This is a genomic window from Nocardia sp. NPDC004068 (assembly GCF_042874315.1).
In the GTDB taxonomy this organism is placed as follows: Bacteria; Actinomycetota; Actinomycetes; order Mycobacteriales; family Mycobacteriaceae; genus Nocardia.
Genome location: NZ_JBIAMW010000008.1, coordinates 296,594 through 310,375 on the forward strand (window position 1 = coordinate 296,594; position 13,782 = coordinate 310,375).

Genomic DNA, 13,782 nt, shown 5'->3' on the forward strand with positions numbered 1-13,782 from the left:
CTCCGACAGGAATGTCCGGGCGGGCATCGAACCGGGGGCGGGGACGGGGACGTATCAATCTCCGTCGGCGTGGCGGTCCTGCGGGACTGCTATGGTTTCGGTGTTTTCCGTGGTCGGTCCGAGGGCGGCGACGGGCATTTCATGCGGTACTGCCGTGCGAAGGCGGGTCCCGTCGCGCGGTACGGGAAGTGGGAGCTTGCATGCTGGCCAACGGTGACGAATTCGCTGGCTATGTCATCGAGCGGTTGCTCGGCCGCGGTGGCATGGGATCGGTCTATCTGGCGAAGCATCCGCGCCTGCCGCGGATGACGGCGTTGAAACTGCTCAATCGGGAAATGGTGGCCGACACCGAGATTCGGGCCCGTTTCGAACGCGAGGCCGACCTGGTCGCGCAGCTGGACCATCCCAATATCGTCACCGTGTACGACCGCGGGCTCGAGGACGGTCAGCTGTGGATCTCCATGCAGTTCATCGACGGCATCGACGCCGCCAGCGTGGAACCGCGCACGCTGCCGCCGGAGCGGGCCGTGCAGATCGTCGCCGAGGTCGCCGAGGCCCTGGACTACGCGCACCGCAACGGAGTGCTGCACCGGGACGTCAAGCCGGGCAACATGTTGCTCGCGCGCTCGACCGGCGGCCGCGGGGAACGGGTGTACCTCACCGACTTCGGCATCGCCCGGCTGCGCGACGACGGTGGTCATCTCACCCAGACCGGCACGTTCACCGCGACGCTGGCCTACGCCTCGCCCGAACAGCTCACGGGGGCCAACCTCGACGGCCGTTCGGATCAATACTCGTTGGCGTGCAGCCTGTTCTGGCTGTTCACCGGGACCGGGCCGTTCAGCGCGCCCAATCCCGCGGCCGTCATCCGCGGTCACTTGCAGAGTCCGCCGCCGGTGCTGAGCAGTGTGCGGCAGGGCCTGCCCGCCGGGCTGGACGGTGTGCTCACCAAGGCGATGTCCAAGCGCGCCGACGACCGCTTCGACACCTGCGCGGACTTCGCCGCCGCCGCCCGCCGGGCCTTCGCGCCGTCGAGCGCCCCGGCCGTGCCGTTCGCCACCCCGCCCCGTTCCACGACCGGTCCCGGCATGATGACGCAGGGCCGACCGGGCACCGGTCCCGGCATGCCCGTGGTCCGGGGTCAGGGCGCGACCGCGTGGGGTAGCAGCCCCGCGAACCCGGTGGCCCCGAGCAGCGGCCAGAACGCGGGTGGCCCGGCGTGGGGCAGCAACCCGGCGCATCCCGCGGTCCCGAGCAGCGGCCAGAACGCCGGGTGGAGCGGTGGGGCGGCGGCCGCGAGCGGCGGTCAAAACGCCGGGTGGAGTGGCGGTGCGGCGGGCGCGAGTGGCGGTGGGCAGAGTGCGGGTGGCTCGGCGTGGGGGAGCGGTACCGCGCATCCCGCGGTCCCGGGCGGTGGGGCGCAGAACGCCGGTGGTCCGGCGTGGGGGAGCAGTGCCGCGAATCCGCTTGCGGCGAGCGGTAATCAGCAGGCGGCGGGTCCCGCGTGGGGTACGGGAGCGGGCGCGCCGCGCCCGGCGACGGGGCCCTCGAATCCGACCGTCGGGCCGACGCCCTATCCGAATCCGGCGGCCGTGCGGTCGGCGACTCCGCCGCCGCAGCCGGTCTACCGGTCCACGCCCGGCTATCCGCAGCAGCAGGGCGGCTACGGGTATCGGCCGCCCGCGCCGCGCAACAAATCCAATGTGGGACTGGTCCTCGCGATCATCGTGGGCGTGGTGGTGCTGCTGGTGGTCGTGCTGGCCATCATCGGCGCGCTGGCCGGGGGCTAGCCGGACCGCTCGGCCGCGCGCGGGTGGCGATCCGATAGCCGATCAGGCAGACGATCAGCCACAGCGCGCCCAGGCACCAGCCCGCCAGCACGTCGGTGAACCAGTGCACGCCCAGGTACAGGCGCGAAAGGCCCACGGCCACAACGAAGATCGCGGCCGCCGTGCTCACCGTGAGTTTGACCGCGCGCCGCGCGGGGGACAGCAGGACCAGCACGGTCAGCGCGCCCACCACCGCCGTGGCGCCGAGGGTGTGCCCGGACGGGAACGACGGATGGGCCACGGCCACCAGCCGATCCAGCGGCGGCGGCCGATCGCGGCCCACCGCCGGTTTCAGCACCGAACCGATCACCGCCGCGCCGACGGCCGCGCTCGCGACGAAGGCCGACTCCGCCCAGCGCCGCCGCCACGCCAGCCAGGCGCAGGACGCGATCGCCACCGCGCCCATCGTGGTGGTCGCGCCGAGATCGGTCACGGTCGTCGCGAGCGCTGTCAGCCAGCCCCGCCGGTGCGGGACGACCCAGTTCAACGCGGTCGGATCGAACCGGGCCGCGCCGTTGTCCGTGACCACGTCGCGGGTGAGTTCGATCGCGCCCGCGCTCAGGGTGGCGACCGCGACCAGCGCGCAGGCGCCCGCCCAGCGCAGGGTCCCGCGCCGCACGAGCACCGCCGTGACCAGGGCGGCCAGCAGGGCCAGCGCGAGCAACGCCATGGCAACGAGAATAGGCGCGACGGCGGAAGCGGGTTTCCGCCCCGGGTATTGGGTGAAAATCCGGATGGCGCGACGGTGGCGTGGCCGCAAGACTGGAGAGCATGACTGCCGATGCCCTAGGCACCGAACCCACCGCATCAACGGCGACCGCGCTCGCGGCTCGCGCCATCGACCTGGTCAAGCTGTACGGAATGGGGGACACCCAGGTCCGCGCCCTGGACGGGGTGTCGGCGGATTTCGTCCAAGGGGAATTCACCGCGATCATGGGCCCGTCCGGATCCGGGAAGTCCACCCTCATGCACTGCCTGGCCGGACTGGACACCGCCACCTCGGGGACCGTGCACATCGGTGACACCGATCTGACGGGCCTGTCCGACAAACAGATGACGCGGCTGCGTCGCGACCGGGTCGGATTCGTCTTCCAGGCGTTCAATCTGGTGCCGACGCTCACCGCGCTGGAGAACATCACGCTGCCGCTGGACATCGCGGGCCGCGAACCGGATCAGCGGTGGCTCGACACGGTCATCGGCCGCCTCGGCCTCGGCGACCGGCTGCGCCACCGGCCCAGCGAGCTGTCCGGCGGTCAGCAGCAGCGCGTGGCCTGCGCGCGGGCGCTGGCGGGCAAGCCCGACATCATCTTCGGCGACGAACCCACCGGCAACCTCGACTCCCGCTCCTCCGGTGAGGTGTTGTCGATCCTGCGCGCGGCGGTCGACGAGTTCGGTCAGACCGTGGTCGTGGTGACCCACGAACCGCACGCCGCCTCCTACGCCGACCGCGTCGTCTTCCTCGCCGACGGCCGCATCGTCGACGAATTGCGCGCTCCCACGGCCGAATCCGTGCTCGATCGGATGAAGTCGCTGGAGAACGTCTGATGGCCAATCCGATGCGCAAGGTCGTCCTGCGCAACCTCGGCGCGCACAAGGTGCGCCTGGCGCTCACGCTGCTGTCGGTGATCCTCGGGACCGCGTTCATCGCGGGGTCGTTCGTCTTCACCGACACCTTGCAGAACACGTTCAACGGCATCTTCGCCGAGCAGGCCAAGGGCGTCGACGTGCGGGTGAGCCCGAAAGAGCGCCAGTCCCTGGGCGTTCCGGTGGCCGCGGCCGACGTGGTGTCGAAGATCGACGGGGTGCGGGCCATCGCGCCGAGCGTGAACGGCCCGGTGGTGCTGCTGAAGGACGGGCACGCCGTGCAGACCGGCGGCGCGCCCAGCTGGGGGCAGTCCTACATCCCGCCCGATCGCGCCATCGCGGAACCGCAGAAGATCATCGACGGCGCGGCCCCGGCGAATCCCGGTGAGATCGCGCTCAATTCGGGCGGGGCGAAGCGGGCCGGGCTGAAGGTCGGCGACAAGGCGAAGGTGCTGATCCCCTCGCGCGGCACCATCGACGTGACCGTCTCCGGCATCTACTCGGTGCCGTCGGACACCGGCGGCTTCGTCGGTCTGCTGTTCAGCGATCAGCAGGCGCGGCAGTTGTTCACCGACGGGCACTACGTGGCCTATGTCGACGTCGCGGCCGCACCCGGGGTGCGGGCCGACGACCTGCGCGATCGGATCGCGAAGGCGTTGCCGGACTTCAAGGTTCAGGACGGGCCGCAGGTCCGGGAGGATCTGAAGGCGCAGATCGGCAACGCGCTGAAGTTCGTGAACTACTTCCTGCTGGCCTTCGGCGCGATCGCGCTGCTGGTCGGAACGTTCATCATCTACAACACCTTCTCGATGATCGTCGCCCAGCGGTTGCGCGAACTGGCGTTGTTGCGCGCGGTGGGCGCCAGCCGGGGGCAGGTCGGGTTGTCGGTGGTGTCGGAGGCGTTGGTCATCGGATTGGTCGGCAGCGCAATCGGTCTCGGGGCGGGTATCGCGCTGGCCTTCGGCCTGTCGGGGCTGCTGAACGCGTTCGACCTCGGCCTGCCGACCGGGGCCATGTCGGTGCGGCCGCGCACCGTGGGCGTGGCGATCGGGATGGGCGTGGTGGTGACGGTGCTCAGCGCCTACGCGCCCGCCCGGCGCGCGGCCCGCATCCCTCCGGTGGAGGCGATGCGGGAGGAGTTCGCCTCGGTCGGGGAGTCGCTGCGCTGGCGGACGATCATCGGCACGGTGCTCGCGATCGCGGGCGTGGTGCTGGCGGTGCTGGGCGCGCGATCGACGGGCGGCGACGCCGCGCGCACGGTCGGAATCGGCGCGGGCGCACTGATTCTCGCGGTGCTGCTGGCCTCGCCGTGGTTGTCGCGACCGGTGGTGGGAACGCTCGGCGTGGTGGTCGCCGCGCTCGGGCCGATCGGGCGCATGTCGCGCAACAACGCGGTGCGCAATCCGCGTCGCACGGCCGCGACCGCGTTCGCGCTGACCCTCGGCGTGATGCTGGTGACCGCCATCGCCATGCTCGGCGCCTCGGCCAAGGCCAGCATCGGCGAGCTGGTCGACAAGGGCGTGCGGGCCGACTACATCCTGGCGGGCCCGACCGGCAGTTTCGTCGGCGTGCCGGTCGCGGCCGGGGACGCGGTGAAATCCGTTGCGGGAGTTCAGGATGTGGTCGCCGTCCGCGGCACGAATCTGAAGGCCGGGTCGGACTCGATGGTGGCCACCTCGCCGGACGGGCCGATCGAGGCGGTGTTGAATTTCGAACTGCGGCAGGGTTCGCGGGCACTCGGCGACGGTGATCTGCTGATCTCGCAGGGCCTGGCCGACGAGCGGGGCTGGCGGGTCGGGGAGCGGGTCGAGCTGACCAGCATGGACAACAAGAAGGTTCCGCTGACGGTGTCCGGCGTCTACAAGGACACCCAACTGCTCGGCAAACTCGTCGTGCCGCCCGCGGTGTACGACCAGGTGACGCCGGTGTCGCTGCGCTCGGACTTCCTGGTGCTGGTCACCGCGAAGCCCGGCACCGACCTGTCCGCCATGCGCGCCGATCTGGAGAAGGCCACCGACCAGTTCGCGATCGTGCAGGTCCAGGATCACGAGCAGTTCAAGGGCACGCAGGGTCAGCAGATCAACACCATGCTCGCGATCCTCTACGGCCTGCTCGCCCTCGCGGTGGTCATCGCGGTCCTCGGCATCGTCAACACGCTGGCCCTGTCGGTGGTGGAACGTCGCCGGGAGATCGGCATGCTCCGCGCGGTCGGCATGCAACGCCCGCAGGTGCGGCGCTCGATCTACCTGGAGTCCATTCTGATCGCCGTCTTCGGCGCGGTGATCGGCGTGGTCCTCGGGCTCGGCCTGGGCGCCGGATTCCTGCGCACCCTGCGGGATCTGGGGATCGATCAGATCGCGGTGCCGTGGTCGCAGGTGGCGCTGATGCTGGTGGGCTCCGGCGTCGTCGGCGTGCTGGCCGCGCTGTGGCCCGCGGTCCGGGCGGCCCGCACCCCGCCGTTGGCGGCGATCGCGGATCTCTGAGGGGCTCGAATCGGCCACGGCGGCAGCCCTTTTCGCGAGGGGCTGCCGCCCCCTCGGCCATCGGTGCCGGAATTCGCGGCGGTCGCACCGGACGCCGGTTCCCGGGCGAGTGCCATGGCGATGGGCTGGTGCGCGTGCTCGTATCCACGAAAGCTGATGTGGCGCTGGGAGTTTCGAAGTCGGTCCGGGTCAGGATCTGCCCGCGTTGGTGTCGGCCCAGGCTCTGATGTCCCCCCGATTGAGGGCCTGGGCGAGGAGGTCGGGGAAGCGGTCGGGGGTGCAGGCGAAGGCGGGGATGCCGAGAGCGGCGAGGGCCGTGGCGTTTTCGTGGTCGTAGGCGGGGGCGCCGTCGTCGGAGAGGGCGAGCAGGACGAGGACCTGCACGCCCGCCTCCTTCATGGCGGCGGTGCGGCGGAGCATCTCGGCGCGGATACCGCCCTCGTAGAGGTCGGAGATCAGGATGAACAGGGTGTCGGCGGGGCGGGTGACGAGCTGCTGGCAGTAGGCGATGGCGCGGTTGATATCGGTGCCGCCGCCGAGTTGGGTGCCGAACAGGACGTCGACGGGGTCGTCGAGCTGGTCGGTGAGATCCACGACGGCGGTGTCGAAGACGACCAGCGAGGTGCGCAGCGCGCGCATGGACGCCAGGACCGCCCCGAAGACCGAGGCGTAGACCACGCTCGAGGCCATCGATCCGGATTGGTCGATGGCCAGCACCACATCCCGGTGCACCGCCCGGGCGCGGCGGCCGTAGCCGACCAGGTGTTCGGGGACAACCGTGCGGTGCTCGGGCAGGTAGTGCGCGAGGTTGCGGCGGATGGTGCGATCCCAGTCGATATCGCGCGGCCGCGGCCGGGCGACGCGCGCGGCCCGGTTTATCGCGCCGGAGACCGCGGCGACCGTGCGCGCCGCGACCCGTCGTTCGATCTCGCGCACCACCTTCTCCACCACCGAACGCGCTGTGGCCCTGGTGGTTTCGGGCATCACCCGGTTCAGGCTCAGCAGCGTGCCGACCAGGTGCACGTCGGGTTCGACGGCCTCGAGCAACTCCGGTTCGAGCAGCAGCTGGGTGAGGTTCAGCCGCTCGACCGCGTCGCGCTGCATCACCTCGACCACCGTCGACGGGAAGTAGGTGCGGATATCGCCCAGCCAGCGCGCCACCTTCGGCGCGGACCCGCCGAGTCCGGCCGAGCGCTTCTCCGACGGACTCTGCTCGTCGGCGTTGTACAGCGCCGACAGCGCCCGGTCCATGGCGATGTCCGCCGCGTCGGCCAGGCCGCCGAGCCCGGTTTCCGCGGGTGCGCCCAGCACCAGCCGCCAGCGTCGTTCCGGTGCGCTCATCGGGTCCCCCGCTCGTTCGTTCGCGTGTGTCATCGTGCCGCCACCAGGATTTCGGTCAGCGCGGCGAGTGCCGTCGCGCCGCGGTCGGGATCGAGGTCGGCGATGTCCGTCGGCCGGTGCGCGGCGCCGCGGCCGACGGCCTCGCCGATCGAGCGCCGCTCGCCCGCCTCGAACGATCCGAAGGTCCGGCGCAGCAGGGGGAGCGTCGTGACGAACTGGTCCTCGTCGAGTCCGGTGAGCCAGGAGTCGATGAGCCGCAACAGTTCTCGGTCGTGAACGAGCAGCAGACCCCGGCCGCCGACGAAGCCGTCGATCCACGCGGCCTTGTCGGCGGGGCTGTGCCCGACCGAGAGGGCGGCCGACAGGCGGCGCGCGGATTCCGCGTCGTCGATGATCCCCGCGTCGCAGAGCAGGCGGACCGCGCGGCCGACGAGGGCTCCGTGCACGTCGTCGCGGTCGGCGAGGGTGCGCAGGGTGGTCAGCCAGATATCGGTCGCTCGGGCGTCGTCCCTGGTCGCGACGGCGAGATGGGCGGCGTCGATCTGGGTGCGCAGCGCGGTGGCCGCGTCGGCGTCCAGACCCGTTACGGCACTGGGCAATCCGGCGCCGATCCGGATGAGCAGCCCGTCGGCCACCCGGGTGAGCGCGCCGAGGTCGGTGCCGCGCACATCGCCGTAGCGCAGGGTGCGGACGAGGTTGGGCAGCGCCGCGAGCAGGTGGGTGACGTCGTGGTCGAGGGCGGCCACGGTCTCCAGCCGCCGTACCAGGCCCGCGACGGCGTCGGGCAGATCGGCGAGCAGCGCGTCCGCCAATGCGCCGCTCAGCTCGCCGAGGGTGGTGTCGGCGGCGGCCCGGTCGAGGATTCTGGCCTCGGCCGCGGTGCGGATCGTGGTGCCCCAGCGCGACGCCTCGACCACCGCGACCGACAGCTCCGGCTCCCAGCGCAGCGTCCATGTCTCCCGGAAGGTCCCGGTATTGCGGACCTCGCTGTCGGTCTTGACGCCCCATCGGATGTCCAGCAGCGAGAGCCGGTGCAGCAGATGGGATCTCGCCACATCGCGGTCCTTGCGCAGATCCAGGTCGAGTTGCTGGGCGAGGGCCTGCGGTTTGAGCCGCAGCGTGCGCGCCCGCGCCCGCAGGTCCGCGTCCATTGGGACGGTCGGGGTGTCCTCGGGGACCGTGCCGAGCGCCTCGCCCACCACCAGTTCGGCGGTGACGAGCCGCAGCATCGTCTCGTCCCCCTCGCACAGTACGGCCCGGGTGGCGTCGGTGACCTCCGACAGGCCCGGCAGCGGTCGCCCGCGCAGGGCGGCGAGCGTCTCGGCGAGCCGGACGGATTCGATGATGTGCGCGCTGGACACGGGCAGGTCGTGGCGTCGCAGGGTGCCCGCGACCATGGTGAGCCAGCGGGCGATCGGCCGCTCGGTGCGGGTGAACAGATGGTGATACCACCCCGGCGAGGTCACCCCCGCCCCGTATCCCGACGCTCCCGCGAGCCGCGAATGCGTCCACGGTACCCACGTCAGCGTGGTCTTGACCTTCGGCAGGCCCTTGAGCAATCGAGCGTCCGGCGCGGCGGGCCCCAGCTTTCCGGTCAGCGCCGGGGCGTGCCAGGCCCCGCACACGACGGCGAGCCGAGTAGCGCCCTCCTTCAAGGCTTTTCGCATGGTCTGCCGCATGTACGCCTCGCGGACGAGGGTGTGCCGGTCGATCGTTCCCGCCGTCGGAGGTTCGACGTGTTCCGAGACCTCCTGTGCCGCAGTCGAATCCGGCTGCTCCAAGGTGGCGGGGGTGAGGTCTTCGCGCAGGGCGGCCATCGCCTCGGTGACCGCGTCGAAGATATCGGCGTCGGCGGCGGATTCGATGACGGCGTCCCACCAGCGTTCGGGATCGTCGTAGCCCGCGGCGGCGGAGAGGGCGGCGAGGGGGTCGCCGCGGTCGCCGGGTTCGGTGTCGAGGGCGAGGGTGTGGGTGGCGGGGAGGTCGCAGAAGCGCACGGGGACATCGGCTTCCGTCGCGTAGCGCAGCGCCTGCCACTCGGGGGAGAAGACGGCGAAGGGCCAGAACGCCGCGCGTGCCGGGGCGTCGGGGACGTAGGCCAGCACCGCCACCGGCGGGCACAGTTCCGCGGACGAGACGAAGCCGACCAGGGGGTCGGCGTCCGCCGGGCCCTCGATGAGGATCATGTCCGGCCGGAACCGTTCCAGCGCCAGCCGCAGCGAGCGCGCCGAACCGGGCCCGTGATGACGGATGCCGAAAACCCTTGTGACCGAGTCTGTTTCCGCCGGGGCCGCGGGAGTCATGGGTGCACCTCGCGGCACGCGCGGTAGAAGTCCGACCACTCCGGCCGCTCGCGCACCACGGCCTCCAGATACTCGGTCCACACCACGGAGTCGGCGACCGGATCCTTGACGACCGCGCCCAGCACGGCGCCCGCCACGTCGGAGGCGCGCAGCACGCCGTCGCCGAAATGGGCCGACAGCGCCAGGCCGTTGGTGATCACCGAGATCGCCTCGGCCGTGGACAATGTCCCCGACGGCGATTTCAGCTTGGTGCGGCCGTCGGCGGTCATCCCGGAGCGCAGTTCCCGGAAGACCCGCACCACGCGCCGCACCTCCTCGGCCGCGGCGGGCACGGTCGGCAATTCCAGTGCCGCGCCGAGCTGTTCGACGCGGCGGGTCACGATGGCGACCTCCTCGTCCTCGTCGGCGGGCAGCGGGAGCACCACCGTGTTGAAGCGTCGGCGCAGCGCGGAGGACAGCTCGTTCACGCCGCGGTCGCGGTCGTTGGCGGTGGCGATCACGTTGAAACCCTTGGCGGCCTGTACCTCCCGGCCCAGTTCGGGAATCGGCAGGGTCTTCTCCGAGAGGATGGTGATGAGGGCGTCCTGCACGTCGGAGGGGATGCGGGTCAGCTCCTCCACCCGCGCGATCGATCCGTCCCGCATCGCGGTCATCACCGGCGAGGCCACCAGCGCGCCCTCGCTCGGACCCTCGGCGAGCAGGCGGGCGTAGTTCCAGCCGTAGCGGATCGCCTCCTCCGCGGTGCCCGAGGTGCCCTGCACCAGCAGCGTGGACGTCCCGCAGATGGCGGCCGAAAGATGTTCCGACACCCAGGTTTTCGCGGTGCCGGGCACACCGAGCAGCAGCAGCGCGCGGTCGGTGGCCAGGGTGGCGACGGCGACCTCCAGCAACCGGCGCGGCCCCACGTACTTCGGGGACACCACGGTCCCGTCGGCGAGGACTCCGCCGAGCAGATAGGTCACCACCGCCCACGGCGACAGTCGCCAGGACGGCGGGCGGGGACGGTCGTCGATCGCGGCGAGCGCGGTCAGTTCGTCGGCGAAGGCCTGTTCGGCGTGCGGGCGCAGCAGTTCGTCGCGCGGGGACTCGGTCGTGGTCACTGGAGCTCCTCGAGCATCGTGGTGCGTTCGGTCAGGTTCTCGGCGAGTTGTTCGAAAGCGTTCTGCCAGTACGGATCCGGGCAGCGGTGGGCCGTGCGGGCGACGGCCCCGGCCGCGGTGACCGGGAAGTTCAGCGTGGCCGTGTGGAACAGGGTGCGATAGGACGCGGGGGAGTGGCCGGGCGCGTCCGGGCGCGCGGCCGCCACCTGCGCCCGGTCGGCCAGCAGTCGCAGCACGTGGTCGGCCAGCGGCGTCGGCCACGGGCGCGGGACGGCGGCGAGGAGCAGTTCGATCTCGGCCAGCCAGCTGCTGTCCAGCCGCCGCAGGCGGCGCACCCGCTCGTCTAGCGGCAGCAGGGCGAACAACTCGCGCCGCACATTCGGGTCGGTGCCGAGCGTCGGGGTGTCGGTGAGGATGTCGAACAGCACAGCGGCCCACCGGTCGTCGCGTTGCGCGCGGGCGGCGTCGGCCCAGCCCGCGAACATCGGGCCCAGCATCCGCTCGTCCATCCGCAGCGAGGTCACGCGGCGCGGGCCGTCGAAGAGGCCGGTCCAGTGCGTCAGCGGCGTCGCGGCCACCAGCCGGCGCAACCATTCCGCCGCCGCGTCGGGGGAGCCGTCGACCCGGTAGGGGGTGTCGCCGGTGCGGTCGGCGAGCCCGTCGGCGCGGGCCGCGTCGTCCAGCGCCGACGGGAATTCGACGGTCAGCCGGTCGCCGTCTAGTCGGATCCATTGCGCCGCGCGCCGCCGCATCCGGTCGGCGAAGGCCGAATCGGGCAGGCGCGCCAGCAGATCCGCCGCGACCCGGCGGACATCCGCGCGGACGTCGTCGAGCGCGGACTCGAGCAGCGGCTCGTCGGCCGGGGTGAGCCCCGCCGCGAGGACCGCCAGCAGATCCGCGCGGGCGGCCGCCGCCTCGGTGTGCCAACCGTCCGCGAGCGCCTCGCGGGCCGCGCGCGGCTCCCGTTCCCGCACGGCCGCCAACCAGGCCCGCCGCTCGGCCGGACGGCCGTGCGACCAGACCGACGGATCGTCGACGTCGGCCCGAATCAGCGTGCGCCACTGCGGATTACGCTGCGCCAGCCAGCGTCCGCGCGGGCCCGCCAGCCGGAGCAGGGGTTCGCGCAGCGCCGCTCGGGCCTTCGCCTGGTCCAGCAACAGGCTGCACAGGGCGTCCGGCGCGCGGAAGTCGTGCGGGGCGGCGGCGTCGAACCATTCGGGCAGGAACGGCGAATTCTCGCGCACCGATCGGGCCAGGCGGCGGGCGGCGGCGGCCGGGAGCAGTGGCCGATCATCGTCGGGCGCGGGATCGGGCAGCGTCGCCCGCGCGGGCACGACGCCGCCGCGCGCGTAGAGGTCCTGCGCCGCGGCGGCCTCGAGCAGGCTCTCGGCCGGATCCCCGGCCGCCGCGCCCACCGCGGCGGCGACCGCCTCGGGCAGGGCGGCGAGATCCAGGGGCCGCCGGGCCGTGCCGAGCAGCGCCGCGGACAGCAACGCCGCGGGCGGTTCTACGAGGCCGCCGCCGAGCGTGTCGACGGCCACGTCGACGATCGCGCCGGAGGTGAACGCCGAGACCGGCACCAGCCCCTCGGCCGTCCAGTCGCCGATCACCGTCACCGGGTGGCCGCCGGACAATCCGAACAGTCGCCACGGCGGCTCGACGGCCCGCGCCAAAGGCAGTGCGGCGCCGTCGGATTCGGCCAGCCACCACTGCTCGCCGTCGACCACCGGCACCACCTCGCTCAGCAGCACGGGCCAGGACCGCAGCCACGGGTCGGCCCCCAGGGCGCGGGCGTGCTCGGCGAGCGCCGCCGCGATATCCGTGCGCCGCGGCGCGGCCAGCGTGGTGAAGGGGACCGCGCTCGCGTAGCGCTGACCCCACAGCGCCCGCAGCGCGGCCGCACCCGGGTAGAAGTGCAGATTCGCGTCGAGCTGCCAGCCGGGCGTCGGGGCGTCGGCGGGGAATTCGGGGCCGCCGAAGCTGTGGTCGACGATGATCGCCCAACGCCCGCTCGCTCGGCCCCGCACCCAGGTGCGACGGGTGTGCAGCCGATCCTCCTCGGTGACGCGCCGCCCGAGCACCATCCACTCGTCCCGGATCGGCGGCTGGTCCGCGCGGACCGTCTCGGCGGTGATCGAATGCCCCACGTGCGCACGCACACTCGCGGCGGTCTCGGGTGTGAGCCGGTCGAGCCGACGGTGCGCGGTGGCGAGCAGATGCAGCCGGGCGTACTCGCGCAGCAGCAGCGTCGGCCAGTCCGACCGCAGGACGATATTGCGGGCAAGTTGCCGCAGGGCGCTCGCGACGCCGGGCGCCTGGGCGTCGACCATCCGGGCCGCCATACCCTCCAGAGCCCGGAAGGAACGGTCCGACTGGGCCAGCCCGGTGCGGATCTGATCGCCGAGCCAGATGTCGAGATCGGCCAGTCCGGCGCTCACTCGCGCCCGGCGTTGTTCGACCGTGGCGGGGTTGGGCGTCCGCGGTCCGGCGGCCGGTCGTTTCGCGGCGCGGGCGGCTCGACCGGCGAGCCATTCCGCGGCGAAGTCGGCGACCGTCGCCGCCTCGGGCACATCGCCCTCCGAGCAGGCCAGCAGCAGGCTGAGGGCGTGTTTGCAGGGGAACTTCCGGCTCGGGCACGTGCACTTGTAGGCGGGGCCGGAGACGTCCACGACGGTCTGGTACGGCCGCGCCCCGCTGCCCGCGCACAGCCCCCACACCGCGTCCGCCCGGCGGCCCGTTTCGCGCCAGCGCCCGCGGAGCTTGCGGGCGGCGGTCAACGACGCCGCGTCAGGCGCGAGGGCGGCGACCTGTTCGGCCGTCAACGGCTCGGATTCGACCCCCGCGTGAGATGTCGTCATGCGTCCCCCTCTCCTTGTTGCCCGGATTTGTACCGCACTCCACCGACAAGAATGGTCACCGCAGGTGGAGGGCTCGCTTCGAGCATCCTCCCCGCCGCGGACGGCGGTCGGATCGGGCTCGGGACGGCGCTCGGGCGAATTCGTTCGCCGAGCGGTAGCGGACCGAATTGTGCTGGCGCAGCGCGGAATTACCGGGTCGAGCCCTATTGCCCGGCGGCACGAGCTCCTCTATTCTGACCTGTTCGGTTGATCCGAGCCGCCCGAACCGGGTGAACACCGTGGAA

8 protein-coding genes are annotated in these 13,782 nt (G+C 72.2%); 3 read left to right on the top strand and 5 right to left on the bottom strand.

Annotated elements, in window-relative coordinates; translation table 11 throughout:
* The first annotated feature begins 200 nt into the window (after positions 1 to 200).
* On the top strand, positions 201 to 1,790 hold the full coding sequence (locus ACFYTQ_RS22135) for a protein kinase (RefSeq protein ID WP_387363885.1): 1,590 nt from the start codon (positions 201 to 203) through the stop codon (positions 1,788 to 1,790).
* Here the strand turns inward: ACFYTQ_RS22135 and ACFYTQ_RS22140 are convergent.
* The gene (locus tag ACFYTQ_RS22140; RefSeq protein ID WP_387363888.1) at positions 1,765 to 2,499 is read right to left on the bottom strand and encodes a phosphatase PAP2 family protein; all 735 of its coding nucleotides are present in this window, start codon (positions 2,497 to 2,499) and stop codon (positions 1,765 to 1,767) included. The two genes, ACFYTQ_RS22135 and ACFYTQ_RS22140, sit on opposite strands and share 26 nt — an antisense overlap.
* A gap of 101 nt (positions 2,500 to 2,600) precedes the next feature.
* Here ACFYTQ_RS22140 and ACFYTQ_RS22145 point away from each other — a divergent pair, with 101 nt between their 5' ends.
* Positions 2,601 to 3,374, top strand: coding sequence for an ABC transporter ATP-binding protein (locus tag ACFYTQ_RS22145; RefSeq protein ID WP_387363891.1), 774 nt, complete (start codon positions 2,601 to 2,603; stop codon positions 3,372 to 3,374).
* On the top strand, positions 3,374 to 5,896 hold the full coding sequence (locus tag ACFYTQ_RS22150; protein ID WP_387363893.1) for an ABC transporter permease: 2,523 nt from the start codon (positions 3,374 to 3,376) through the stop codon (positions 5,894 to 5,896). Before ACFYTQ_RS22145 ends, ACFYTQ_RS22150 begins: the two co-directional genes overlap by 1 nt.
* Before the next feature lie 189 nt (positions 5,897 to 6,085).
* On the opposite strand, the gene ACFYTQ_RS22155 is transcribed toward ACFYTQ_RS22150, so the two are convergent.
* Genes ACFYTQ_RS22155 through ACFYTQ_RS22170 form a run of 4 tightly spaced genes read right to left on the bottom strand, consistent with a single transcriptional unit; the run spans position 6,086 to position 13,498 of the window.
* Positions 6,086 to 7,237, bottom strand: coding sequence for a VWA domain-containing protein (locus ACFYTQ_RS22155; protein WP_387363896.1), 1,152 nt, complete (start codon positions 7,235 to 7,237; stop codon positions 6,086 to 6,088).
* Positions 7,238 to 7,266: 29 nt separating this feature from the next.
* A complete protein-coding gene (locus ACFYTQ_RS22160) occupies positions 7,267 to 9,540 on the bottom strand; it encodes a DUF5682 family protein (RefSeq protein WP_387363899.1) in 2,274 nt (757 codons plus the stop codon).
* On the bottom strand, positions 9,537 to 10,640 hold the full coding sequence (locus ACFYTQ_RS22165) for an AAA family ATPase (protein ID WP_387363901.1): 1,104 nt from the start codon (positions 10,638 to 10,640) through the stop codon (positions 9,537 to 9,539). Before ACFYTQ_RS22165 ends, ACFYTQ_RS22160 begins: the two co-directional genes overlap by 4 nt.
* The gene (locus tag ACFYTQ_RS22170; protein WP_387363903.1) at positions 10,637 to 13,498 is read right to left on the bottom strand and encodes a DUF5691 domain-containing protein; all 2,862 of its coding nucleotides are present in this window, start codon (positions 13,496 to 13,498) and stop codon (positions 10,637 to 10,639) included. Before ACFYTQ_RS22170 ends, ACFYTQ_RS22165 begins: the two co-directional genes overlap by 4 nt.
* Positions 13,499 to 13,782: the final 284 nt, after the last annotated feature.